At 63.9% G+C, this 24,490-nt stretch carries 26 protein-coding genes and 1 tRNA gene; 22 read left to right on the top strand and 5 right to left on the bottom strand.

What is annotated here, in order from left to right:
* Nucleotides 1-179: 179 nt before the first annotated feature.
* The 4 genes from XH85_RS19640 to XH85_RS45220 are packed head-to-tail and all read left to right on the top strand — an operon-like array spanning nucleotide 180 to nucleotide 2,426.
* Complete coding sequence (locus tag XH85_RS19640) at nucleotides 180-620, top strand: DUF2231 domain-containing protein (protein ID WP_206734904.1); 441 nt, start codon at nucleotides 180-182, stop codon at nucleotides 618-620.
* A complete protein-coding gene (locus XH85_RS19645; RefSeq protein WP_128933110.1) occupies nucleotides 617-1,954 on the top strand; it encodes a PQQ-dependent sugar dehydrogenase in 1,338 nt (445 codons plus the stop codon). The genes XH85_RS19640 and XH85_RS19645 overlap by 4 nt, the downstream gene beginning before the upstream one ends.
* 57 nt (nucleotides 1,955-2,011) lie before the next feature.
* Nucleotides 2,012-2,215, top strand: coding sequence for a hypothetical protein (locus XH85_RS19650; RefSeq protein WP_091889217.1), 204 nt, complete (start codon nucleotides 2,012-2,014; stop codon nucleotides 2,213-2,215).
* A 40-nt stretch (nucleotides 2,216-2,255) separates the two neighbouring features.
* Nucleotides 2,256-2,426: a hypothetical protein gene (locus tag XH85_RS45220; RefSeq protein WP_164934807.1), complete on the top strand. Its 171-nt coding sequence runs from the start codon at nucleotides 2,256-2,258 to the stop codon at nucleotides 2,424-2,426.
* A 24-nt stretch (nucleotides 2,427-2,450) separates the two neighbouring features.
* Here XH85_RS45220 and XH85_RS45225 read toward each other — a convergent pair whose 3' ends face one another.
* A complete protein-coding gene (locus XH85_RS45225) occupies nucleotides 2,451-2,597 on the bottom strand; it encodes a hypothetical protein (protein ID WP_164940604.1) in 147 nt (48 codons plus the stop codon).
* Nucleotides 2,598-2,791: 194 nt separating this feature from the next.
* On the opposite strand from XH85_RS45225, the gene XH85_RS19655 reads away from it, so the two are divergent.
* The 6 genes from XH85_RS19655 (at nucleotide 2,792) to XH85_RS19680 (ending at nucleotide 8,758) form a co-directional block, all read left to right on the top strand.
* Nucleotides 2,792-4,189 carry an MFS transporter gene (locus XH85_RS19655; protein ID WP_128933111.1) on the top strand — a complete coding sequence of 466 codons (1,398 nt, stop codon included), beginning with the start codon at nucleotides 2,792-2,794 and terminating at the stop codon, nucleotides 4,187-4,189.
* 122 nt (nucleotides 4,190-4,311) lie between these two features.
* On the top strand, nucleotides 4,312-5,139 hold the full coding sequence (locus XH85_RS19660; RefSeq protein ID WP_128933112.1) for a 3-oxoadipate:acetyl-CoA acetyltransferase: 828 nt from the start codon (nucleotides 4,312-4,314) through the stop codon (nucleotides 5,137-5,139).
* 133 nt (nucleotides 5,140-5,272) lie between these two features.
* Complete coding sequence (locus tag XH85_RS19665; RefSeq protein ID WP_128933113.1) at nucleotides 5,273-6,478, top strand: MFS transporter; 1,206 nt, start codon at nucleotides 5,273-5,275, stop codon at nucleotides 6,476-6,478.
* A gap of 175 nt (nucleotides 6,479-6,653) precedes the next feature.
* Nucleotides 6,654-7,883 carry a CaiB/BaiF CoA transferase family protein gene (locus XH85_RS19670; RefSeq protein WP_128933114.1) on the top strand — a complete coding sequence of 410 codons (1,230 nt, stop codon included), beginning with the start codon at nucleotides 6,654-6,656 and terminating at the stop codon, nucleotides 7,881-7,883.
* A 173-nt stretch (nucleotides 7,884-8,056) separates the two neighbouring features.
* Complete coding sequence (locus tag XH85_RS19675) at nucleotides 8,057-8,272, top strand: hypothetical protein (protein ID WP_128933115.1); 216 nt, start codon at nucleotides 8,057-8,059, stop codon at nucleotides 8,270-8,272.
* A gap of 93 nt (nucleotides 8,273-8,365) precedes the next feature.
* Entirely contained in the window at nucleotides 8,366-8,758 is a 393-nt protein-coding gene (locus tag XH85_RS19680) for a RidA family protein (protein ID WP_128933116.1), read from the top strand.
* Nucleotides 8,759-9,103: 345 nt separating this feature from the next.
* Here XH85_RS19680 and XH85_RS19685 read toward each other — a convergent pair whose 3' ends face one another.
* Complete coding sequence (locus XH85_RS19685; protein ID WP_128933117.1) at nucleotides 9,104-9,766, bottom strand: TetR/AcrR family transcriptional regulator; 663 nt, start codon at nucleotides 9,764-9,766, stop codon at nucleotides 9,104-9,106.
* A 216-nt stretch (nucleotides 9,767-9,982) separates the two neighbouring features.
* Between XH85_RS19685 and XH85_RS19690 the strand changes: the two genes are divergently transcribed.
* Both XH85_RS19690 and XH85_RS19695 read left to right on the top strand, forming a co-directional pair.
* Nucleotides 9,983-11,218: an acyl-CoA dehydrogenase family protein gene (locus XH85_RS19690; protein ID WP_128933118.1), complete on the top strand. Its 1,236-nt coding sequence runs from the start codon at nucleotides 9,983-9,985 to the stop codon at nucleotides 11,216-11,218.
* Between the two features lie 158 nt (nucleotides 11,219-11,376).
* On the top strand, nucleotides 11,377-12,435 hold the full coding sequence (locus XH85_RS19695) for a phosphotransferase family protein (RefSeq protein ID WP_128933119.1): 1,059 nt from the start codon (nucleotides 11,377-11,379) through the stop codon (nucleotides 12,433-12,435).
* Between the two features lie 295 nt (nucleotides 12,436-12,730).
* Here the strand turns inward: XH85_RS19695 and argE are convergent, their stop codons facing one another.
* On the bottom strand, nucleotides 12,731-13,903 hold the full coding sequence (gene argE, locus XH85_RS19700; RefSeq protein ID WP_128933120.1) for an acetylornithine deacetylase: 1,173 nt from the start codon (nucleotides 13,901-13,903) through the stop codon (nucleotides 12,731-12,733).
* Nucleotides 13,904-14,935: 1,032 nt separating this feature from the next.
* A complete protein-coding gene (locus XH85_RS19715) occupies nucleotides 14,936-15,721 on the bottom strand; it encodes an SDR family NAD(P)-dependent oxidoreductase (RefSeq protein ID WP_128933122.1) in 786 nt (261 codons plus the stop codon).
* Nucleotides 15,722-15,854: 133 nt separating this feature from the next.
* Between XH85_RS19715 and XH85_RS19720 the strand changes: the two genes are divergently transcribed.
* Both XH85_RS19720 and XH85_RS19725 read left to right on the top strand, forming a co-directional pair.
* Nucleotides 15,855-16,553, top strand: coding sequence for a histidine phosphatase family protein (locus XH85_RS19720; protein WP_164934808.1), 699 nt, complete (start codon nucleotides 15,855-15,857; stop codon nucleotides 16,551-16,553).
* Nucleotides 16,554-16,620: 67 nt separating this feature from the next.
* Nucleotides 16,621-17,388, top strand: coding sequence for an SDR family NAD(P)-dependent oxidoreductase (locus XH85_RS19725; protein WP_091894773.1), 768 nt, complete (start codon nucleotides 16,621-16,623; stop codon nucleotides 17,386-17,388).
* Nucleotides 17,389-17,628: 240 nt separating this feature from the next.
* On the opposite strand, the gene XH85_RS19730 is transcribed toward XH85_RS19725, so the two are convergent.
* Nucleotides 17,629-18,864: a serine hydrolase domain-containing protein gene (locus tag XH85_RS19730; protein ID WP_128933124.1), complete on the bottom strand. Its 1,236-nt coding sequence runs from the start codon at nucleotides 18,862-18,864 to the stop codon at nucleotides 17,629-17,631.
* Nucleotides 18,865-19,014: 150 nt separating this feature from the next.
* Between XH85_RS19730 and XH85_RS19735 the strand changes: the two genes are divergently transcribed.
* From XH85_RS19735 to rplL, 8 genes are all read left to right on the top strand, one after another.
* Nucleotides 19,015-19,090: transfer RNA gene (locus tag XH85_RS19735), tRNA-Trp, on the top strand.
* A gap of 336 nt (nucleotides 19,091-19,426) precedes the next feature.
* A complete protein-coding gene (gene secE / locus XH85_RS19740) occupies nucleotides 19,427-19,618 on the top strand; it encodes a preprotein translocase subunit SecE (protein WP_091894769.1) in 192 nt (63 codons plus the stop codon).
* The gene (nusG, locus tag XH85_RS19745) at nucleotides 19,618-20,172 is read left to right on the top strand and encodes a transcription termination/antitermination protein NusG (RefSeq protein ID WP_018647229.1); all 555 of its coding nucleotides are present in this window, start codon (nucleotides 19,618-19,620) and stop codon (nucleotides 20,170-20,172) included. Before secE ends, nusG begins: the two co-directional genes overlap by 1 nt.
* Nucleotides 20,173-20,301: 129 nt before the next feature.
* The gene (gene rplK, locus XH85_RS19750; protein WP_128933125.1) at nucleotides 20,302-20,730 is read left to right on the top strand and encodes a 50S ribosomal protein L11; all 429 of its coding nucleotides are present in this window, start codon (nucleotides 20,302-20,304) and stop codon (nucleotides 20,728-20,730) included.
* A gap of 6 nt (nucleotides 20,731-20,736) precedes the next feature.
* The gene (gene rplA / locus XH85_RS19755; RefSeq protein WP_018647230.1) at nucleotides 20,737-21,429 is read left to right on the top strand and encodes a 50S ribosomal protein L1; all 693 of its coding nucleotides are present in this window, start codon (nucleotides 20,737-20,739) and stop codon (nucleotides 21,427-21,429) included.
* Between the two features lie 90 nt (nucleotides 21,430-21,519).
* Nucleotides 21,520-22,473: a 2-hydroxyacid dehydrogenase gene (locus tag XH85_RS19760; RefSeq protein WP_128933126.1), complete on the top strand. Its 954-nt coding sequence runs from the start codon at nucleotides 21,520-21,522 to the stop codon at nucleotides 22,471-22,473.
* Nucleotides 22,474-23,055: 582 nt separating this feature from the next.
* On the top strand, nucleotides 23,056-23,574 hold the full coding sequence (rplJ, locus tag XH85_RS19765) for a 50S ribosomal protein L10 (RefSeq protein ID WP_128933127.1): 519 nt from the start codon (nucleotides 23,056-23,058) through the stop codon (nucleotides 23,572-23,574).
* A 54-nt stretch (nucleotides 23,575-23,628) separates the two neighbouring features.
* On the top strand, nucleotides 23,629-24,006 hold the full coding sequence (gene rplL / locus XH85_RS19770) for a 50S ribosomal protein L7/L12 (RefSeq protein ID WP_091894765.1): 378 nt from the start codon (nucleotides 23,629-23,631) through the stop codon (nucleotides 24,004-24,006).
* The last annotated feature ends 484 nt before the right edge of the window (nucleotides 24,007-24,490 follow it).

Consider the following 24,490-nt stretch of genomic DNA (forward strand, 5'->3'; position numbering starts at 1 on the left):
TCGCGCGTCGGCTTCGGGTAGCGCTCGACGATCCGGCCCGGATCGCCGCCTTCCACGCGGCGGCGGCTGCCGACATGCAGGCGCGCCCGCACGATCGATCCGTCCAGGAACCATCACGGCAAGCATGAGTTGGCCGGTCGGGCAGGGCGAAAGTCACGAGGCCGACCGTGCAAGACGACATGCGCGTCCGTTCCACGGCGCAGATCGCGGGGCATCCGATTCATCCGATGCTGGTGCCGATCCCGATCGTGTGCTTCATCGGGGCGCTGTTCACTGACATCGCCTATGTCGCGAGCGCCGAGATCATGTGGGCGGATTTTTCCGCCTGGCTGCTGCTCGTCGGCATCATCTTCGGCGTGCTCGCGGCCATCGTAGGCCTGACCGATTTCCTCGGCAACCGGCTGGTGCGGACGCAAGCGCCGGCCTGGCCGCATCTGATCGGCAACGCGGTGGCGCTGGTCCTTGCGATCTTCAACACGATGATTCACATGCGCGATGCCTGGACCTCGGTGTGGCCAACCGGGCTCGTGCTTTCGGCGCTGACCGTGCTGATCCTGCCTGTCACCGGCTGGCTCGGCTGGGCCATGGTCTATCGCCACGGTGTGGGAGTTGCGCGATGAAGTTCTCGATTGCCCGCGCGCTGTTGTGCTCTTCGTTGCTGTGTCTGGCCGGCTGCAATGACGGCAGCGGCGATCCGAAGGCGCAAATCGGTGCCAATCCGACGCTGCCGGAGATCCAGCAATATCTGCTGCCGCCGGTCCATATCGCCCGCATCGTCGGCTGGAAGAAGGATGAGACGCCGGCCGTTGCGCAGGGCTTGCAGGCCAAGGCGTTTGCGACCGGCTTGCAGCATCCGCGTTTCCTCTACGTGCTGCCCAACGGCGACGTGCTGGTGGTGGAATCCAAGGCGCCGAAGGGGGCCGCGATCAAGCGGCCCAAGGAAATCGTCATGGGATATATCGAGTCCTGGGCGACATCGGGCGGCGGCGACACCGGGCCGGGTAACCGCATCACGCTGCTGCGTGACAGCAACGGCGACGGCGTGCCTGACACGCAAAGTGTCTTCCTCGACCATCTCAACTCGCCGTTCGGCGTCGCGCTGGTCGGCAACGATCTCTATGTCGCCAACACCGATGCGATCGTGAAATATCCCTACACCGAGGGCGATACCAAGATCACCGCGCCCGGCACGGTGCTGACGCCGCTGCCAGGCGGGCCGATCAATCATCATTGGACCAAGAGCCTGGTCGCGAGCCCCGACGGCTCAAAGCTCTATGCCGGCGTCGGCTCAAACAGCAACATCACCGAGAACGGCATGGAGGCCGAGCACAATCGTGCTGCCATCCTCGAGGTCGATCGTGCCAGCGGCCGCTGGCGCGTCTTCGCAAGCGGCCTGCGCAATCCGAACGGCCTCAGCTTCGAGCCGCAGACCGGTGCGCTGTGGACGGTGGTGAACGAGCGCGACGAGATCGGTCCCGATCTCGTGCCCGACTACATGACGTCGGTGAAGGACGGCGGCTTCTACGGCTGGCCTTACAGCTATTGGGGCCAGCACGTCGATCCCCGCGTCAAGCCGGAGCAGCCGGACCTCGTCGCCAAGGCGATCGTTCCGGACTACGCGCTGAGCTCGCATGTCGCCCCACTCGGGATGGCTTTCTCCAGCGGCACGAGCCTGCCGGCCGCTTATCGCAATGGCGCCTTCGTCGGTGAGCACGGCAGCTGGAACCGGCAGGTGCTGAACGGCTACAAGGTCGTGTTCGTGCCGTTTGCGGACGGCAAGCCGAGCGGGCCGGCGCAGGACGTCGTGACCGGCTTCCTCAACAGCGACAATCAGGCGCGCGGACGTCCCGTCGGCGTCGCCATCGACAAGACCGGCGCGCTGCTGGTGGCCGACGACAGTGGCAACACGGTATGGCGGGTGACGGCGGTGCGTCCGCAGCTGACGCAACGTTAAGCGCGCCGGCGCGTTATCGGGCAGACGGTCTCTGAACGCCAAGCCAGGAGTTGGACCATGGGCCTTGCTCAATATGCCATCGTGCCGGTGCAGGACGAATGGGGCGTGCTGCACGACGGCGACGTCAAGAGCAGATACGCCACCAAGGAAGCCGCATTCGAATCGGCGGTTGCTGCGGCATCCCTGGCCCTTCGCGAGGGACATGAAGTCCATGTCAGCGTCCCTGGCCGCGAAGCCGGCGAGACTGCACTCGGCGTCTAGAGCGCCGCGACGCGGATAGCTTTCGAGAGAAGGAAGCCGAATGACCAAGCCTCGTGAACAGAACGGCGTCGAGCCGCCGCTGTCCGAAGACGACATCCAGCGCGACCAGCTGGGCCCGCGCGGCGTGCCCGGCGCGCCTGACCCGGCCAGGATGACCCCGCAGCGCGACAAGAAGACGCCGAAGCACATCGAGCCAGGCCACACCGCGTGACGCGGGATCTGCGGCGGCTCATGATCAGACGATCAACCGCTCGCGCCGCGCGGCAATCCCAACCGCAACCTCGGCACAGGCGTTGAAATCGAGACGGGCGGCTTCGATGCCATCGGGAGTGCCGGCCGCCAGTCCGCGCGCATAGCCGCCGCCCGGGCGTTCGCCCCGCATAACATCATGTTAGGTTTATCGCATAACTGGGTAATTGTGTTAGCCCGGCGAAAGCCTATTGTCGCCCCCAATCAGACACCGACCGGCAGTGACAAGCGCTCGCGAAACTCCGCAGAGCGCCCGGAGATTGCTGCCCAATTTTCAACGAAGCCCGCCAACGGGCCGTCAGCAAACCAGATTGGGAGGATTTTGAGATGGTCACGACGCGCGCGATCCATGACATGACTCAGTCCAGGAAGGCTGCCGCAAGCGGCTGGATCGGGTCGGCTCTCGAATATTATGACTTCTTCATCTACGCGACAGCCGCCTCGCTGATCTTCCCGCAGATCTTCTTCCCGTCGGACAATCCCACAGTCGCAATCGTCGCATCGCTTGCGACCTATGGCGTCGGATACGTGGCGCGGCCCATCGGTGCCTTCGTCCTCGGACATTGGGGCGACACGCATGGCCGCAAGACCGTTCTCATCCTTTGCATGTTCCTGATGGGCCTCTCGACGATGGCGGTAGGTATCCTGCCGACGTATCAACAGGCCGGCATCATGGCGCCGATCCTGCTCGTCATCCTGCGACTTGTGCAGGGATTTGCGGTGGCCGGTGAAATCTCCGGCGCGAGCTCGATGATCCTGGAGCACGCGCCGTTCGGTCGGCGCGGCTTTTATGCAAGCTTCGCGCTCCAGGGCGTGCAGGCCGGACAAATTCTCGCGGCAGCCGTCTTCCTGCCGCTGGCGGCCTATATGCCGACCGACGCCTTCAACAGCTGGGGCTGGCGGATTCCGTTCCTGCTCAGCTTCTTCGTCATCGTCGCCGGCTACATCATTCGCCGCGAAGTCGACGAAACGCCTGCTTTTGCCCGAGAGGACGAGCGGGGAGAAACGCCACGGGCTCCGATCGTCCAGGCCATCAAGCTGAGCTGGCCCGACATGCTGCGGGTCATCTGCATGGCGCTCATGAACGTCATTCCGGTCGTTGCGACCATCTTTGGGGCGGCCTACGCGGTCCAGCCGGCCTATGGCATCGGCTTTGCCAAGGACGTCTATCTGTGGATTCCGGTGCTCGGAAACATGCTGGCCGTGTTCATCATTCCCTTCGTCGGCCATCTCTCCGACAAGGTCGGCCGCAAGCCCCCGATCATCGTGGGCGCGCTGCTCTCCGGCCTGCTCGCCTTCGGCTATCTCTATGCCATCAGCATCAGGAACGTGCCGCTCGCGATCCTCCTGTCGCTCCTGATGTGGGGCGTGGTCTATCAGGGCTACAACGCGATCTTCCCGAGCTTTTACCCGGAGCTGTTTCCGACGCGTACCCGTGTGTCGGCGATGGCGATCTCGCAGAACATCGGCACGACCATCACGGCATTGCTTCCTGCTCTGTTTGCGACCGTGGCTCCTCCCGGCTCGACCAACATTCCCTTGACGGTGGGGGCGATCGCCTTCGGCATCACTGTCATCGCGGCACTGGCGGCCGTCACGGCGCGCGAAACCTATCGGGTCAGCATCGACGATCTCGGTAATCCCCAGGCCGTTCCGATGGCGCGGGCCGATTATGAGCGGCGGCGTGCGGCGGCAGCGGGCGGTGCCACCGCGATTCCGACCTGATCCGGACAGAACAAGGCCCTGCCGCTGCGATTGACGAAGGTTGCAGCGGCAGGGCTTCACGCATAGCGTGACTAACTACTCGAACTTTGTGCGCGCGAGCGCTGGAATCATGAGGTTGTTGGATGAACCCCGCTGTCGTTGCTGTCGCGATCACCGGCTCCGTTCCGCGCAAGAAGGACAATCCGGCGGTCCCCATCCTGCCGTCCGAGCAGATCGAATCGACGCAACAAGCCTTCGAGGCCGGCGCCACGCTTGCGCATATTCATGTTCGAAACGATGACGAGACGCCGTCCTCCGACCCCGAGCGTTTTGCCCTGGTGCAGGAGGGGATCAGGAAGCATTGTCCGGGGATGGTCGTCCAGTTCTCGACCGGCGGGCGGGGCCGCGATCCCTCGGCGCGCGGCTCAGCGCTTTATCTCAAGCCCGACATGGCCTCGCTCTCCACCGGATCAGTGAACTTTCCGACGATAGTTTACGAGAATAGCGCCGCGCTGGTCGAAACGCTCGCCACCAGCATGAAGGCGAATGGCATCCGGCCGGAAATCGAGATCTTCGATTTGTCGCATCTGCATGGCGCCCGCCGCCTGATCGAGGCGGGCCTGATCGACCAGCGTCCGCACGTGCAGTTCGTCATGGGCGTCAAGAACGCAATGCCGGCGGACGAACATGTCCTCGACATCCTGTTGGGAGAGCTCAGGCGGCTGATCCCGAAAGCAACCTGGACTGCAGCCGGAATCGGGCGCCATCAAGCCGAGGTCATGGGCTGGGCGCTCGCGCGGGGCGCCGACGCGGTTCGCACCGGGCTCGAGGACAATATCAGGATCGACAAGGCGCGCCTGGCCGCCAGCAACGCAGAGCTGGTGGCCATCGCGGCCGAGGCTGTCGCACGGCACGGCCGGCGCGTCGCGACCGCGACTGAGGCGCGATCCTTGCTCGGGATCGCAGGGTAGGGCGACCGTCCACCGGTCGACATGCTCCCGGCTGCCTCCTGCCATTCGGCGGCCGGCGTTTCCGTGCGCCGAGTCTCCGGGTATGACGGGGGCACAGGCGTGATCGGCGCCTGCCGGGCAGGCGATATTTGGAATGCGGTTCTTGAAATCTGACAGCAGGCTCATTGGGGTCCTGCTGGTGCTCGCGATCACGCAGCTGGTCGGATGGGGCACGATCGGGCTTCCCGCCATCATCGGGCGCGACCTTGCGGCGGACCTCGGCATGAGCCTGCCGGCGGTATTCGCGGGGACGTCCGTTCTCTATGTCGCGATGGGACTGTGCGCCCCCTGGCTCGCCAAGTCGTTTGCGCGGCATGGCGCGCGGACGGTCATGATGATCGGCACGGTCGTCACTGTGCCGGGCTTCGTGCTGCTGTCCCTCGCGCGCGAGCCGATGCTCTATTTCGCGGCCTGGATCGTGCTCGGCATCGCCGGCAGCGCCACGTTGTCGACCGGCGCCTATATCATGCTGAACGAGGTTGCCGGGCGGCAAGCCAAGAGCGCGATCGGCGCGCTCATGCTGGTGACGGGCTTGTCCAACAGCATCTTCTGGCCGGCCACATCGTTCCTGAGCGGCCACCTCGGCTGGCGTGGAACATGCCTCGTCTATGCCGCCACGTTGATCCTCGTTTCGCTTCCCCTCTATGCGTTCGCGGCTCCGCGCCGGAGAGGCGCCGAAGGCGATGGCGGTGCGCCGGCCAAGCCTGAGGATGCGCCGCCAATTGCGCGGAGCACGTTTCGTCTCGTCGTGGCCGCGATCACCCTCAATGCCTTCGTCAATTTCGGCCTTTCCGCCATTCTCATCGAGCTGCTCCGGGCGGAGGGCCTGGCGCCGGCCCAGGCCATTGCCTTCGGCTCGATGCTCGGTGTGATCCAGGTCAGCGCGCGCGGGCTGGATTTCCTCGGGGGCGGGCGATGGGACGGCATCACGACCGGCCTCGTCGCAGGCACGGCCCTGCCGGTGGCGATGCTGCTGCTGATGATGAGCGAGGCCACGACCTGGGCAGTCGCGGTCTTCATCCTGCTCTATGGCGCCGGCAGCGGCGCAATGGCGGTGGCGCGGGCGACCATCCCGCTGGTGTTCTACGACCAGGCTGAGTTCGCCAAGGCCATGTCGATGATCGCGCTGCCGCTCAATCTTGCATCCGCAATCTCGCCGCCGCTTCTCGTCGGCTTGCTCACGGAGTTCGGCAGCCGCAGCGCCCTCGGTCTCACCTTCGTCTGCTCCTGCGCGACCGTGCTGATCCTGGTCCTGCTCGGCCGCCGCCGGCCGCGAACTGTCGCTGCAGCCCTGACCTAAGAAAAAATATTCACCGCGCGGAATTCGACGTCCAGAGCCGATGCTGTCGCCGGGCAGGGGATGGCCGTATGCCGCCAGTGCAGTGCTCGACGCCCGAAAATAGTGTATCGGCAAGGTGCGCGGCCAGGGCTTCGAGCCGCCGCGCCAAGATTCCAGTTCCCCGGAGGAAATCGTCATGTCGGCCTTGCCGCTTTCAGGCATCAAGATCCTTGACCTCACCCGCGTGCTCGCAGGACCCCTGTCGGCCCAGATGCTGGGGGACCTGGGCGCGGAGGTCATCAAGATCGAGCGGCCGGGCACCGGCGACGACGCGCGCGCCTTCGGCCCACCTTACCTCGCCGATCCCGAAGGCAAGGCGAACAACAACAACTCGTTCTACCTCTGCGCCAACCGCAACAAGAAGTCGGTCACGGTCAACATCGCCAAGCCGGAGGGGCAGGCGATCATCCGGGAGCTCGCCAAGGACGTCGACGTTTTCATGGAGAACTACAAGGTCGGCGATCTCAAGCGCTACGGCCTCGACTATGAATCGATCAAGGCGATCAATCCCGGCGTCATCTATTGTTCGGTGACCGGCTTTGGCCAGACCGGCCCATACGCGCCGCGCGCCGGCTATGACGCGATCCTGCAGGCGATGGGCGGCCTGATGAGCGTCACCGGCCATATCGACGGCGAGCCTGGCGAGGGCCCGATGAAGGTCGGTCCCTCGATTGTCGACTACATGACCGGCATGAACTCATCGATTGGGATTCTCTCGGCGCTCTACCATCGCGACGCCAATGGCGGGGCGGGACAGCACATCGACGTCTGCCTGTTCGATACTGTGATCGCGTCATTGTCGCACTGGCTCCAGATCTACCTCGTCAACGGCAAGACACCGCCGCGCCGCGGCACCTGGGGCAATGGCGGCATGCCGGCCGGCGTGTTCCGCTGTACCGACGGCGAGCTGATGCTGGTGGTCGGCAATGACGGCCAGTTCCAGCGCACCTGCGCCGTGCTCGGCGAGCCCGAGCTCGCCAGCGACAAGCGCTTCATCAAGAACAACGACCGCGTCGTGCACGGCAAGGAGATCATGGCGATCTTCGCCGGCCTGTTCCTGAAGAAGCCGGTGGCCTACTGGCTGGAAAAGCTCGAGGAAGCCGGCGTGCCCTCAGGGCCGATCAACAATTTCGAGCAGGTGTTTTCCGATCCGCACGTCCAGTCGCGCGGCATGCGGGTGAAGGTCAACCATCCCTTCGAGCCCGATCTGTCGCTGGTCCGCAACGCGCTCACTTTGTCCGAGACCCCGATCAAGGACTACCGCGCGCCGCCGCTTCTGGGCGAGCACACCCAGGAGGTGCTCACCCGCAAGCTCGGCTATGATGCCGGCAAGATCGAGACGCTGAAGCAGCAGGGCATCATTTAGCGCGCTTACCCTCCGAGGGGCGGCGGTCGCGACCGCGGATGAGGCCCGTGCGATGCTCGGGCTTGCCTGAAGCTTGCCCGCAATCCCCAGATAATCCCGGTCCGTAGTCGCACAGGCTTTCGCTGCGCGCCCGATTCTGATCCGATCTCTCCACTTGAGCGGGAGGGAAGCGAATGTCCTACACGATCGGGTTCCAGGCCAAGAACCAGAAGGGAATTCTGGCGACCGAGGCGGCGACCGCAAATCAGGCCGTCGCCATCATTGCCGCGCTGCGGCAAAGTTCCGATGAGATCAAGTTCATCCGTTCACCGCAGGAAGGCGAGATGGGCATCGAGATGCTGCTGCTGCTCGCCAAGGAAGAGGCCGAGGAGATGCCGCAGCGGATCTAGAGTCCGCCGCCACACTTCGATCGAAAGCGAATCATGCCGGCTGCAATATGGTGTAGCACGGCGCCGTCTCGCTCGAACCGAAGGTGGCCTCCGATGAAACGCGAAGCGCTCCGCGTCGAACCGATCTCGACGTTTCTCGACCGCTGGAAGGCGCCGACCTCGCCACTGACGCGCGCCGGCAACATGATCTTCGTCGCCGGCCTGCCGCCGTTCGATCCGGTGTCGGGCGAGATCGCCTCCGTTTCGATCGAGCGGCAGAGCGAGCTCGTCATGGAGCAGATGAAGCTGTGCCTTCAGACGGCCGGCGCCTCGCTCGACAACGTCATGAAGTGCAATGTCTACTGCACCTCGACGAAGCATTTCGCCGCCTTCAACACCGTCTATGCGCGCTACTTCCCGCTCGATCCGCCGGCGCGGATCTTCGTCTGCACGCCGGAATGGTTCGGTCCCTTCGACGTCGAGATCGACTGCATCGCGATGATGTGAGTGGCGATCCTTTCGCTTCTCCCCGCAAGCGGTAGGGCTATCGCATATGGCGTGAATAATGCTTCGGCATCGGCAGTGGGCTCCCTCTCCCGCTTGCGGGGGAGGGCTGGGGTGGGGGTGCCTCCGCGTCGGGATTGTCGAGAATTGCGGAGGCGATCCCAGTGCGGTGAGAGCCCTCACCCGCCGCGCTCGGGACGATGCTTCGCATCGCCCGGGACGCGTCGGCCTCTCCCGCAAGCGGGAGAGGCGGAGCAAACTCGCGGGTGGTCCCCGCGAAATGCATATGCGATAGCGCTACCGCAAACGGGGCGAGGGAGCGCAGCGTCGGTGTGGCTACCTTTTCGACTAACGCGCCGCCACCTTTGACGACACCTTCGTCTCGGCCTTTCCCGCCGTCAGGGCCATCGTCGCGACGCTGACGACGCGGGCGACCACGTCCTCGACGTCGTCGAGATCGCATTTGCCTTCCGACAGCTTCGTCAGCCGCTCGCTCTCGCGGATGGTGTGGTGCGCCATGGCGAGCGCGAAGTTCAGGCCCCAATAGATCTCGACGTCGCTGCGCTCGGGCAGGGATCTCCGCATCGCGCCGGCGAATTTGCGCAAATGGTCGATCTCGCGGTTCTTGATGCGGCGGATCGGCGGCACGGATTCGATCGAGGCGCGGATCATGAAGCGCGCCGCGGTGGAGCGCTGGTTCTCGGGGCCGAGGCAGCCGCGCAAGGTCGGGCCGACGAGCGCGCGCAAAATCACCTCGATCGGCGCGCGCCCGCCGCCTTGCTCCTCCGCCGCCTTCAGTTCGCGCAGGCGCTCGCGATTGGTCGCGATCGAGCGCGTGACGAACAGTTCCGCGATCAATTCATCCTTCGAGCCGAAATGATAGTTCACCGCGGCGAGATTGACATTGGCCTCCGCGACGATGTCGCGGAGCGTCACGTCGCCGAAGCCTCGATCGGCGTAGAGCCGTTCGGCGGCGGCGAGAATGGCAGACCTCGTATGATCACTGGCCATGAGTGCCCTGGATGAGGGGAGTTGCAATTCAAACAGTTGTATGAAACTATCGTTTGAAGGCCGGAAATGTCAATCCGCAATCGGGACTCGTTCGCAACTCGCGATCTCGTTCCGAAGTGGCCGCAAAGTCACGCGCATTCGCGCTTGCGGGTCGCACGCGGCGGCGGGACAGTCCGGCGCAAGAGATTGTTCAAAGAGCAAGACGAGGAGCGTCCCATGGATTTCGATCTGTCCCCCAAGCAGAAGGAATGGCTCGACCGCGTGCAGTCCTTCATGGCCAAGCACGTGCGCCCGGCGGTGCCGGTCTACGACCAGCAGGACAAGAGCGGCGACCGCTGGAAGGTGATTCCGGTCCTGGAAGACCTCAAGAAAAAGGCCAAGGCCGAAGGCCTCTGGAACATGTTCCTGCCGCCGTCCGAGCACGAGGATGACGAATTCCGCGGCGCGGGACTGACCAATCTCGAATACGCGCTGCTGTCGGAAGAGATGGGCCGTATCACCTGGGCCTCGGAGGTGTTCAACTGCTCGGCGCCCGACACCGGCAACATGGAAGTGTTCATCCGTTACGGCTCCAAGGAGCAGAAGCGCAAATGGCTGCGCCCACTGATGGACGGCGAGATCCGTTCCGCCTTCCTGATGACGGAACCGGCGGTGGCCTCGTCCGACGCCACCAACATCGAGACCCGCATCGAGAAAGACGGTGACCACTACGTCATCAACGGTCGCAAATGGTGGTCGTCCGGCGTCGGCGATCCCCGCTGCAAGATCGCGATCCTGATGGGCAAGACCGATTTCAAGGCGGCCAAGCACCAGCAGCAGTCGCAGATCCTGGTTCCGCTCGACACCCCCGGCATCAAGGTCGAGAAGATGCTGCCCGTGTTCGGCTTCGACGACGCGCCGCACGGGCACGCCCAGGTGCTGCTCGAGAACGTGCGGGTGCCGAAGGAGAACATCCTGCTCGGGGAAGGCCGAGGTTTCGAGATCGCGCAGGGCCGTCTCGGTCCGGGACGCATTCATCACTGCATGCGCACCATCGGCAAGGCCGAGGAGGCGCTGGAGAAGATGGTGAAGCGGCTCGCCTCGCGCACCGCCTTCGGCAAGAAGATCGTCGAGCATTCGGTGTGGGAACAGCGCATTGGCGAAGCCCGCACCAACATCGAGATGACGCGTCTTTTGTGCCTCAAGGCGGCCGACATGATGGACAAGGTCGGCAACAAGACCGCGCAGGCCGAGATCGCCATGATCAAGGTCGCGGCGCCCAACATGGCGCTGAAGATCATCGACGAGGCGATCCAGGCCTTTGGCGGCGGCGGCGTCTCGGATGAAGCCGGCCTTGCCAAGGACTACGCCCACATCCGCACGCTGCGGCTCGCCGACGGTCCGGACGAGGTGCACAACCGCGCCATTGCCAGACTTGAACTTCGGAAGTATGCAAACTCTCCAAGTCACTAAACAAGTCATCGAGAGGGAGAGCCGGACGGCGCTTCCGACTTGAAGACACGACAGGGCATGATCCGTGTCGGATGACCGCTTGACGCAAGTGCGTCAGTGGTTACCGATTAGGATCATGCTCGACCTGAAAAGGTCAGGACTGAAGAGGGAGCGTCATCGTGGCTGACGGCGTCAGGAAAGACGAGGAGTTTTCGGGCACCAAGCCGGTCGAGGAGCGGCATCGCTTCGACGAGCTGCGGCTCGAGGCCTGGATGCGCGACAACGTCGAAGGCTATGAGGGGCCGCTGGTCGTCCTCCAGTTCAAGGGCGGCCAGTCCAACCCGACCTATCGGCTCGACACGCCGAACCGTTCCTATGTGATGCGCCGAAAGCCGTTCGGCAAACTGCTGCCTTCGGCGCACGCCGTCGATCGCGAATACCGCGTGATTGCAGCCCTTGGAAAGCAGGGCTTTCCGGTCGCGCGCGCCTACGCGCTGTGTCAGGACGATAGCGTCATTGGCGCTGCCTTCTACATCATGTCGATGGAGGAGGGCCGGGTGTTCTGGGATCCGACGCTGCCGAGCCAGGATGTCGATGCGCGGCGAAAGATCTTCACCAGCAAGATCGAGACGCTGGCGCAACTCCACATGTTCGATCCCGTTGCGATCGGCCTTGGCGACTTCGGCAAGCCCGGCAACTACTTTGCGCGCCAGATCGACCGCTGGACCAAGCAGTACCGCGCCTCCGAGACCCAGCACATTCCGGAGTTCGAGAAGGTCGCCGAATGGCTGCCCAAGACCGTGCCGGAGCAGGCGCGCGTCTCCATCGTCCACGGCGACTATCGCCTCGACAACATGATTTTCCATGCGACGGAACCGCGTGTGCAAGCGGTGCTCGACTGGGAGCTGTCGACGCTCGGCGATCCCATGGCCGACTTCACCTATCTGTTGATGCAGTGGATCATGCCGGGCTTGCACGGCGTCGATCTCAAGGCGCTCAACATCCCGAGCCTGGAAGAGGCCGCGCAGATCTACTGCAGCGTCACCAAGATGAACGTGCCGGACCTCAACTGGTACTTCTCCTACAATCTGTTCCGCCTCGCCGGCATCACGCAGGGTATCGCGGGACGCATCCGCGACGGCACCGCCGCGAATGCAAAAGCGCTCGAATCCGCCAAGCGCACCGTGCCGCTGTCGAAGGCATCGTGGGAATACGCGCAGAAGGCGGGCGCGGTTTAGGAAAAGCGAAGGCGCGGCCGGTGGCCGCGCCTTTTTCATTTGTGGTTCGCTGCCCCCCACAAACTCGGTGTCATTGCCCCCGAAAGCGGGCAATCCAGTATTCCAGAGGCGTAGTGCTTGAGCCGAGAAGCCGCAGCGTACTGGATGCCCCGGTCAAGCCGGGGCATGACACCGGGTGATGAGGCGAGCTCGTTCCACCGTCATTGCGAGCGAAGCGAAGCAATCCAGCATATCTCCGCAGAGACAGTCTTCATTGCTTCGTCGCAAGAGCTCCTCGCAATGACGAGGAGGTGGGCTACCCCTTCACACAATGCGCGATCAGCTTCTCCACGAACACCGCGCATTTCTCCAACTCGGCCATCGCGACGAATTCATCCGGCGTGTGCGCCTGTGCGATCGATCCCGGGCCGATGACCACCGAGGGGATATCCGCCATGCTGGCGAACAGGCTCGCCTCGGTGCCGAAGGCGACCTTGGCGTGGTCGTTGCGCCCCGCGAGGCTCTTGGCCAGCGTGACGATGGCGGCGTCGGCGGCCGTGTCGAGCGCGGGATAGTCGAGAATCTCCTCGAAATCGATGCCGCAATCCGCATTCTTTGCCTTCATCGCCGGCTCGAGCTCGGCCTTGGCCCAGGCGACGATCGCATCGGTGACCTCACGCGATTCCGTGATGCCGATGCCGCGACATTCGAACTCGACCGTGCAGGCATCAGGCACGATGTTGAGCGCGGCGCCGCCATGCACGATGCTGGTGAGCAGCGTCGAGTGCGGAACATCGTAGAGGCTGTCCGTTGATCGCGCGGCCGCGAGCTTCACAGCGCGACGGCGGATCTCGGTGATCAGCTCGGCCGCATATTCGATCGCGTTGACCCCGTCGGGCGCGATCGAGGAGTGGCGGGCGAGGCCGCGAAACGTGGCGCGGACACCGTGCTTGCCCTTGTGGCCGATGATGACCTTCATCTCGGTCGGCTCGCCGATGAAGGCGCCGAGCGGCTTGACCTTCGTCTTGGCGATTTCGCGCAGCATCGGCCGCACGCCGACACAGCCGATCTCCTCGTCATAGGAGATCGCGAGATGAATCGGCGTCTTGAGCTTCGCCTCCACCATCTCGGGCACCATCGCGAGGCACACCGCGACAAAGCCCTTCATGTCGGTGGTGCCGCGGCCGTAGAGCTTGCCGCCACGCTCGACGAGCTTGAACGGATCGTGGCTCCAGTCCTGGCCGACGACGGGCACGACGTCGGTGTGGCCCGATAGCACCAGGCCCGGGCGGTCCTCGAGTCCAATGGTGACCCACAGCGAAGCTTTCTTGCCGGTCTCATCGATGATGCGCTCGCCCTTGATGCCGAAGGCGGCGAGATAGCTTTCGATATGGGCGATCAGGGGCAGGTTGGTGCGGTCGCTGACGGTGTCGAAAGCAACGAGGTCGGCAAGCAGCTTGCGGATACGGTCGGGTCTTGAGCTCTGCATTTTTAGAATCTTGTCAGGAGATTGCGGAAGGTGAGGCGGCTTGCATGAACCATACCAACGTGGTGGCCGGTCGCGCAAATCAACACAGATCCGTAGCCCGGATGGAGCGCAGCGTAATCCGGGACCGCTGTGTCCGCACGGATGGAATCCCGGATTGCGCTGCGCTCCATCCGGGCTACAAGACCTTGCGTTGCTTGTCGGGCAAAACACGCAAGCCATGGGTCAACGCGCGCCATCCAAAATATTCCGCTTTACCGAAATTCGGAAATGGCGTATGTGTCGCGCAACCCGGCCCAAGGAAGAGGGGCGTATCGCGATCGTCACGAACGCGGGCCGGGCGGCGGTGGACATGGACCACACCGGCGCGAAAGGCTTCGCAAGGCGGGCAACCGTGAGCGAAAGCGTCACGCCAACGACAGGTGCGGTTCGCGTACGGCCAAATCGTGTGGTCCTGGCGCCCGGGGTTCTGTGCGCCAAGTCTGGCGGTGATGTGGCGGCCCGACCGGGTTCGCAGCATCAGCGATCCGCAAGCAGGGAAGGCCGGGATGTCTCCCGTTGCCCTGTTTCCCGCTATGCATTGAAGCACACGCAATCTGCTCTTGGCATGGCGGTCCATAGGAGCCAACCGGCTCCCGGTCTTCCCTGCGCCCTCTTTCATTGAGGGCAAGGCACCGAAGCAAAGCTCGGGCGAACAAGCCGCGAGGATGCGAAGGTGTGTCTGCGATCGAGATGTGCGTTGGAGGAACGACGGTGCCATCCACATATTCCGTCATTGCGAGGAGCTGTTGCGACGAAGCAATCCAGATTGCCTCTGCGGAAAGACTCTGGATTGCTTCGCTGCGCTCGCAATGACGATGTTGAGGCAGTTGCGCGACAAACTCCGCTCTCGTGCCCCGGACGCAGCGCAGCGCTTCTTAGCGGTGCGCTGCAGAGCCGGGGCCCATGCAACAGCGAAACGCGCGGCCTGCGGGGTCCCGGCTCTGCGCCGCAACGCTGCGCGCTGCGTCGCGTCCGGGACACGAGACCCCCTTGCTACACCGGCTTGCCCGTATACGGCATCGATGCCGTGAGACCGCCGTCGACCGGGAAAGCCTGGCCGTTCACATACGAGGCCTCGTCGCTGGCCAAAAACAGTCCCATCGCCGCGAGCTCGTGCGGCTGGCCCGGGCGCTTCAGCGGGTTGAGCTGGCCGATCTTGTCTTGGGTGCCACGCTCCTTGGCGCGGTCGAAGATCGGTTTGGTCATGCCTGTTTCGATCAGGCCCGGGCATACCGCGTTGATGCGCACGCCGGTGCCGGTGAGCGAATAGGCCGTGGTCTGCACCAGGCTGATCACGCCGGCCTTGCTCGCCGCATAGGGATGGCCGCTGGCGCCGGCCTTGAGACCCGCGACGGACGCCGTCAGCACGATCGCGCCGGACTGCTGCTTGACCATGTGCGGCATGGCGTATTTCACCGCGAGGAACGGTCCGATCAAATTGACGCGCAGAATCTCCTGCCAGTGCTCCACCGTCTGCTCGGCGAGCGGAACGAGCCCGCCCGAGACGCCGGCATTGGCCCAGATCACATCGAGCCGGCCGTGCGTCTTCACCGCCTTGTCGATGACAGCGATGACGTCCTTCTCGGAGCCGGCGTCCGCCACCATGGCTTCCGCGACACCGCCGGCCGCTCTGATCTCCTCGACGGTCTCCTTCACCGCCTCGGTGCGATCGACGGCAATGAGCTTTGCGCCTTCCCTGGTGAACAGCAGCGCAGCGGCGCGGCCGATGCCGCTGCCGGCGCCGGTGATGATGACGGATTTGCCTTGCAGGCGGCCCATGCGCTTCTCCCTTTGGCTCGCACGCGGCCCTTGCCGCGCGACGGAATTTCAAACAAGATTTCAAACGGTAAAGTGTCTTGAGACACGTTCGCTACTGACGTACAGCGACATCACACGGGATGGAAGGGTTTCGATGGCAGGCGCAGACAAGCCGAATGTGGTCATGACACGATGGTGGTGGGTCCGGCACGCGCCCGTGCGCAATGACGGCGGCAACATCTACGGACAATCCGACATCGCCTGCGACACCAGCGACACCTATGTGTTCAACGCTGTTGCCAAGGTGCTGCCACGCAAGGCGGTCTGGTATTCGAGCAATCTGATGCGCACACATCAGACGGCCGAAGCGATCTGGGCGGCCGGCTTTCCGCGGCCTGCGGCGATGAAATGGGAAGCGGATCTCGCCGAGCAGAATCTCGGCCGCTGGCAGGGCATGAACCGCGCCGAGTTCATCGCGAGCCGCCCCGTCGGCACCAGCTGGTTCGCCGATATCAACGAGCCCGCGCCCGGCGGTGAAAGCTTCATGGACCTCTATAACCGCACGCGCCGCACCATCGAACGGATCAATGTGGAAGCGGCCGGGCAGGACATCATCGCGGTCGCGCATGGCGGCACCATCAAGGCGGCGGTCGGCCTCGCGCTCGGTGACTTGCCGGAGCAGGGGCTCGCATTCGATATCGACAATGTGTCGGTGACGCGGCTCGATTATTTCGCGAGCCCCGAGCGTACGGTCTGGCGGTTGCCGATGGTGAACCAGCAGCCGTGGATCGCCGACGCTGCGCACGCAGCGATGCATCAGCCTGCGGGACCGGAAGTCAAGAAACTCGCTTGAGCCATTGTCCGGCCGCGCGCCTGCGGCGTAAGGTTCAAGCCAATCGATCATACTCTGGGAGAGAAACATGACCTTGTTCGACATGAAGGGGAAAGTTGCGGTCATCACCGGCTCGACGCGCGGCATCGGGCTCGCGATCGCTGAGCGCATGGCCGAGCACGGCGCCAAGGTGGTGATCTCCTCGCGCAAGGCCGACGTTTGCGAGCAGGTGGCCAAGGGCATCAACGACAGATTCGGCAAGGGCACCGCGGTCGCGATTGCCGCGAACATCTCGTCGAAAGAGAATCTGCAAAACCTCGTCGACGAGAGCAACCGCGCCTTCGGCAAGATCGACGTGCTGGTCTGCAACGCCGCGTCGAATCCGTACTATGGTCCGCTCGCCGGCATCTCCGACGATCAGTTCAGAAAAATCCTCGACAACAACATCGTCGCTAACAATTGGCTGATCTCGATGGTGGTGCCGCAGATGATCGAGCGCAAGGACGGCTCGATCATCATCGTCTCGTCGATCGGCGGCCTCAAGGGCTCGACCATCCTTGGTGCTTACGCGATCTCGAAAGCCGCCGACATGCAGCTCGCGCGCAATCTCGCCTGCGAATACGGCAAGGACAATATCCGCGTGAACTGCATCGCGCCCGGCCTGATCAAGACTGATTTCGCCAAGGCGCTGTGGGACAATCCGGAGAACCTGAAGGCCTCGACCTCGCGCTCGCCGCTCTTGCGCATCGGCATCCCCGACGAGATCGCGGGCGCGGCCGTGTTCCTCGGGTCGAAGGCCGGCGACTTCATGACCGGCCAGACCATGGTGATCGACGGCGGCGCGACGATCAGTTGAGTGCTGGCGATTAGCTGACGCGCAGCTCGGGGAAGGGGCAAGCGCGTGCCCCACCATCGGTGTCATCGCCCGCCTTGTGCGCAATTGCGCACTGGGGCGGGCGATCCAGTATTCCAGAGGCCTTCGTCGAAGAGCTCGCTCTCACCACATCCGCCGCGGAGCACTGGATGCCCCGCCTTCGCGGGGCATGACAGTGAGTGTGGGGAGGCAGCGTCGGCACCCGCGATACCAAGCTTCGCCTCACTCCACCGCGGCGTAAACCAGATCCCGCACCAGCGTGCGCGTGTAGTCGCGCTGGCCGGGACCTTGGCTCATGAACACGGCGAATAGGTCCTCCTTCGGATCGATCCAGAAGAACGTGCCCGCAATGCCGCTCCAGAAATACTGGCCGACGCTGCCGGGGAAGGGCGCGATGCCCGGCTTGCGCCGCACGGCAAAGCCGAGGCCAAAACCGTGGCCGGGCGACAGCAGCGTGCCATTTGTGACAACGTGCGGGCCGAGATGATCGGACGCCATCAGCTCCAGCGTCTTGCGGCCGATGATCCTGTTGCCGTCGAGCGTGCCGCCATTGCGCAGCATCAGGCAGAAGCGGGCATAATCCATCGTGGTCGAGGCCAACCCGCCGCCGCCGGACTCCATCACCGGCTGTTCCAGCATGTTGAAGAGCGCGACCTTGTCACCGGTCCAGGGATCGGCCGCGAACGGTTCGGCGAGGCGGCCGGCATTGGCCGCGGCTGTCGCAAAACCGGTCTCGGCCATCTGCAACGGCGCGAGAATGCGCTCGGCGAGGTACGCGCCGAGCGGCTTGCCGGTGACGACCTCGATGATGCGGCCGAGGATGTCGGTGGAGCGGCTGTAATTGAACTCGTCGCCGGGATGGCAGACCAGCGGGAAGCTCGCCACCAGCGCGGCGTGCTCGGCATTGGTGATCTTGCGGCTGCGGACGCGCGACTCCTGATAGAGCTTGTGCACGGGGCCGTCGCCCTGGTGCTCGTAGGTCAGGCCCGAGGTGTGACGGAGCAGGTCCTGCACCGTCATCGGCCGCTTGGGCGGAACCAGGTCCAGCTTGCCGCCGCTGACCACGCCGACCTTTTGGTCGGCGAACTCCGGAATGAACTTGGCGACCGCGTCGCTGAGAAGGAGATCGCCGTCCTCGACCAGCGCCATGATGCCGACCGAGACAATCGGCTTGGTCATCGAGAAGATCCGGAAGATCGAATCGCGCGCCATCGGTGCGGCACCCGTCGGGCTCTGCCGGCCCAGCGCCTCGAACCAGCCGATTTGGCCGCGGCGGGCCACCAGCACGGTGACGCCGGGAACAGTGCCCTTGTCGATCTCGCGCTTGAAGGCGTCCGACATGGCCTGGAGGCGGGGACGCGACAGCCCGAGCGTCTCGGGGCGGGCTTCCGGCAAAGGCGGGGTCTGCGGCGCGATCGTGGCCTGTGGGGCGGCTGAAGCGGTCGCTGTGGCGGTCATTGGCACTCCCGGTTGCTCTTGATTGTCGGGAATGGACTGTGGCCCCAAAACCCCGGCACAAACAAGCGAAGCTGGCGCGGTTCACCCTTGCAAACCGGCCGTCCCCTGTGCTTGAAAGCGGCCCTGATCCTAAAGCGACGCAGGGTCTGTAGGAGTGTAGCTCAATTGGTAGAGCACCGGTCTCCAAAACCGGGGGTCGCAGGTTCGAGCCCTGCCACTCCTGCCAGCTAATCCAGACAATTAGTCTACAGGCAGGACGGCGCCGGCCCTAAGAGGTTTCGTCGATCACGGCATGGGTAAGCCATTGATCCCGATGAGGGCCGCAGGCGGCGGCCACGCGTATCCCGGGCTCCCAATATCTTGACCTTTGGCCCCATCCGCAGTATCTACCCCGCACTCGCAGCCGGCCCGTTAGACGCGGATTTCCGGCGCGGCTTTGAAATCCCCGAACAATCGAGCCCGGTTTCCGGCTCATCCTTCAGACGAGGGCTGGGCCAAAGGCGCCTGTTCGGATCCCTTCGAAATCAGTAGCCGTCTTGCGACGGACGTTGGACATCAAACGATGGCAGTCAGCCCGTTCAAGTTCTTGCAGGAAGTGCGCTCGGAGACCGCCAAGGTCACCTGGCCGACCCGTCGTGAGACCACCATCACCACCATCATGGTGTTCGTCATGGTCGCCGTGGCCTCGATCTTCTTTTTCGCATCCGACCAGATCATCCGTTACCTCATCACTTTCCTTCTGGGCATCCACTGATGGCAACAGCAACCGCTCAAGTGTCTGACAAGCGCTGGTACATCGTCCACGCCTATTCGAACTTCGAGAAGAAGGTCGCCGAATCGATCCGCGAGCAGGCCAAGCAACGCGGGCTCGAGGAGCTGTTCGAGCTGGTGCTGGTGCCGACCGAGAAGGTCACGGAAGTGCGCCGCGGTCGCAAGATCGACGCCGAACGCAAGTTTTTCCCCGGCTATGTGCTGGTGAAGATGAAGCTGACCGACGAGGCGTTCCATCTGATCAAGAACACGCCGAAAGTAACGGGATTCCTCGGCGCTGAAAACAAGCCGATGCCGATCTCGGAAGCCGAGGCCATGCGCATCCTGCATCAGGTGCAGGAGGGCGTGGAACGGCCGAAGGCGTCGGTTTCGTTCGAAATCGGCGAGAACGTGCGCGTGGCCGACGGCCCATTCGCCTCGTTCTCGGGGGTAGTCGAGGAAATCGACGAGGCGCGCTCGCGCGTGAAGGTCGCGGTGTCGATCTTCGGCCGCGCCACGCCGGTCGAACTGGAATTCGGTCAGGTCGAGAAGGTCTGACCGGGTACGCGTGAGACTTCGGTCTTGCGCAGCAAGAGGCCGTGGGAGGGCGAGGGCGGTTGCCAGCCGCATCCGACCCAGACCACGAACCTGAAACCGCCGGCCATGCCGGCACAACAGGAGTGATACATGGCAAAGAAAGTGACCGGATACCTGAAGCTTCAGGTCCCGGCCGGCGCGGCGAATCCTTCGCCCCCGATCGGTCCCGCGCTCGGTCAGCGCGGTCTCAACATCATGGAGTTCTGCAAGGCGTTCAACGCGCAGACCCAGAAGGAAGAGAAGAACACCCCGATCCCGGTGATCATCACCATCTATGCGGACCGTTCCTTCACCTTCGAGATGAAGACGCCGCCGATGTCCTACTTCCTCAAGCAGGCTGCCAAGATCCAGTCCGGCTCGAAGGCGCCGGGCCGCGACAAGGCCGGCAAGGTGACCAAGGCGCAGGTGCGCGAGATCGCCGAGAAGAAGATGAAGGACTTGAATTGCGACAGCATCGAATCGGCCATGAAGATGGTCGAGGGCTCCGCCCGTTCGATGGGTCTGGAAGTTGCGGGGTAAGCGGTCATGGCAATCGGAAAGCGTTTGAACAAAGCCCGCGAAGGCATTGACCGCGAAAAGCTTTACCCGCTCGCGGACGCCATCAAGATGGTCAAGGAGCGCGCGAAAGCGAAGTTCGACGAGACCATCGAGGTCGCGATCAATCTCGGCGTCGATCCGCGTCACGCCGATCAGATGGTCCGCGGCGTCGTGACCCTGCCGAATGGCACCGGCCGTACGCTCCGCGTCGGCGTGTTCGCCCGTGGCGCCAAGGCCGATGAGGCCAAGGCTGCGGGTGCTGACGTCGTCGGCGCCGAGGACCTGGTTGAGAAGGTGCAGAATGGCTCGATCGATTTCGACCGCTGCATCGCCACCCCCGACATGATGCCCCTGGTCGGCCGTCTCGGTAAGGTGCTCGGCCCGCGCGGCCTGATGCCGAACCCGAAGATCGGCACCGTGACCATGGACGTCACCGGCGCGGTGAAGGGTGCCAAGGGCGGCTCGGTCGAGTTCCGCGTCGAGAAGGCCGGCATCCTGCAGGCCGGCGTCGGCAAGGCCTCGTTCTCCGAGGAGAAGCTGGTCGAGAACATCAAGGCCCTGGCAGACGCCGTCTCCAAGGCCAAGCCGGCCGGCTCCAAGGGCACCTACATCCAGCGCGTGGCGGTGTCCTCCACGATGGGCCCCGGCGTGAAGGTCGAGCCGGGCACCATCCTCGGCTAAGGTTCAAATATAGCATGAGGTGAGGGGCGGAATTGGGCAACCGATTCCGCCCCTCGTCGTTTGTGACCGCGTTCACCGGAAACAAGAACGATGGCTGACAAGGTCCTGATCTACTCCCGCTTTCCCAAGACGATGATGGTGCGCTTCGCCGAACGGTTCGAGCTGCTCGACACTGGTGGCAAGCCCGCGCGTGAGGTGTTTTCGGCGGATGAACTAGGCGGCATCCGCGCGATCCTCACCGCAGGCGGCACGCCGCTGGGGGCCGACGCGATGGACCTGTTTCCGAAGCTTGGCGCCATCATCTGCTACGGCACCGGTTATGACGGCGTCGACCTGAAGGCGGCCGCCGTGCGCAACATCGCGGTCGGCCACAGTCCGGGTGCCAACGCGGCCTCCGTCGCCGACATCGCGATGACCCTGATGCTGGCGACGACGCGGCGGATCCTGGTTGCCGACCAGTATGTCCGTAGCGGCGATTGGGCGGCGTCAAAACCCTCGCCAATGATGCGGCCACAGGCCGGCATGCCCGGCCGCCGCATCGGCGTCTACGGCATGGGCGAGATCGGCCGCAAGATCGCGGCGCGCTGCGCGGCCTTCGAGAGCGAGGTCGGCTATTTCAGCCGCACCAGATACGATCTGCCCTATCAATATTTCCCGTCGCTGGAGGCGCTGGCCGACTGGTGCGGCGTCCTGATGATTGCGGTCCGGGCGGGGGCCGAGACCCAGCATGTCGTCAATGCCGATATCCTCAGGCGTCTCGGCGCGGACGGCTATGTCGTCAACATCTCCCGCGGCTCGGTGATCGACGAGCAGGCCCTGGTCGCCGCGCTTACCGACAAGACCATCGCCGGCGCCGGCCTCGACGTCTACGAAAGGGAACCGCACGCGCCCGATGCGCTGACCGCGCTCCCCAATGTGGTGCTTGCCCCGCATATTGGTGGCCACACCCTCGAATCGCACGTCGCTATGCAAAATTGCGTCCTGGCGAACCTCAGCGCGTTCTTCGAGGGCAAGCCGCTGCCTCATGAGGTCAAAAAGGCCTGAATCGGCCCTTGTCGGCTCGCCTCAGGCCCAGCCGGCAACGGATTGGAACTGGTGTGAATTTTGCTCTTGGCAAGCCGGCTCCGAGCGGTTAAAGAACCGCTTCCGGACGTTCCGGCCTCGGCTGGCGCGTTCGTGCACGCATTCCGAAAACCGACGCAACAGGAGATCATTCCTTTCCAGGCCGTCCGCAAGGATTTGCCCGGAAAAAGGAAGGGGACCTTGTCACTTGGTGGAATGCGGGCAGAGGTCGGGCGGTTCGCCGGCTGACCTTGTCCTGTCCAAGACTGCAGGCGCCCGGGGGGAATTTCGATTTCTCAATGGCTTAATCGCATGGCCTGCATAGACGGGTGAAGACCGGATTTCACTTCGCACCCAGCTTTAGGGGCTGGCTTCGCGAAACGGGTCTGGTTCGGACCTCGACACGCCGTGGGCCTCATGGGCTCGCGGAGGGCAGGCTTGAATTGTCGTCTTGCCCGGCGTGTCCGATGGGTTTTGGCCCGGAGGTTCAGGTTTGGGCGGGACGATGGGTGCAACCCGGCGGTCCCGCTTCTCGCGATGACCGCCAACCGGAGAGAGCTTGCTGTGGAACGAGCGGCAAAAAAGGAAGCGGTCGAACAGCTCAATGAGGTCTTCAAGACCACGGGCGTCGCGATCGTTGCTCAATATTCCGGCCTCACCGTTGCCCAGATGCAGAAGCTGCGCACGCAGATGAAGCAGGCTGGCGCCTCGGTGAAGGTCTCGAAGAACCGTCTCGCCAAAATTGCTCTTGAAGGCACTGACGTCGTTGCCATTGGCCCCATGCTGAAGGGGCCGACCGTGATCGCGACTTCCAACGATCCGGTAGCGGCGCCGAAGGTCGCCATCGAATTCGCCAAGGCGAACGAAAAGTTCGTCATCATCGGCGGCTCGATGGGCAAGACCGTCCTGAATGTCGACGGGGTGAAGGCGCTTGCCTCACTGCCGTCGCTTGACGAACTGCGCGGCAAGATCGTCGGCCTCATCGTGGCCCCGGCGACCAAGCTCGCTCAGCTCGCCAACGCGCCCGCGGGCAAGCTCGCGCGCGTCATCCAGGCTCATGCCTCAAAGGGCGAAGCGGCCTGACGCCCTTCGCAAAACTCAAACCCGAACCAGACTTACACCTAAGGAAACTGAACAATGGCTGACTTGCAGAAGATCGTTGACGACCTCTCGAGCCTCACCGTGCTCGAAGCTGCCGAACTCGCGAAGCTCCTCGAAGAGAAGTGGGGCGTTTCGGCTGCCGCGGCTGTTGCCGTGGCCGGCCCGGCTGCTGGCGGCGGCGCTGCCGCTCCGGCTGAAGAGAAGACCGAGTTCACGGTCGTTCTCGCCAGCGCCGGCGACAAGAAGATCGAGGTGATCAAGGAAGTCCGCGCCATCACCGGTCTCGGCCTGAAGGAAGCAAAGGACCTCGTCGAGGGTGCTCCGAAGCCGCTGAAGGAAGGCGTGAACAAGGAAGAAGCCGAGAAGATCAAGGCGCAGATCGAGAAGGCTGGCGCCAAGGTCGAGCTCAAGTAAGCGGAAGCTTACTGGCGAGGTCTCGGGCGAGCATTGGCGCGCCCGGGATCTTGGTCCGCCCCTCATCGAAGGGGTGGGCCGGATGCAAAAGGCGTGCGACGGAACGTGCCGGCGCAGGCCGAACACGAAAAAGTGTGGGGATTTGAGGGTTTACCCCTCGAATCTCCATTATTGTCGCCCCATATCGGGTCGGCAGCACGAAAGCGCGGTGGGCAGGGATGCCGGATTTCCCTGTAAGCCGTTGGGAGAGCAGGCTATTTCGGGCTTTTGCAGTCCGTGAAGACGATCGTTGTGACGGGCGGGCGCGCTTCTGCGCCCCGCGCGTCGTTTTGCGTTTTGAAGGTCTGAAGAACAGATTCAGGACATTCCCGCCTGAAACTGAGCTTCCGGCCCCCAAGACGGGTTCGAAAAATTCAACCCGGGGAGCGGTGGCAGCCGCGTTCCGGACGGCGCGCCCAGAGCGGGCGACGAAATGAGAGGCCAC

Source organism: Bradyrhizobium zhanjiangense, assembly GCF_004114935.1.
GTDB lineage: Bacteria > Pseudomonadota > Alphaproteobacteria > Rhizobiales > Xanthobacteraceae > Bradyrhizobium > Bradyrhizobium zhanjiangense.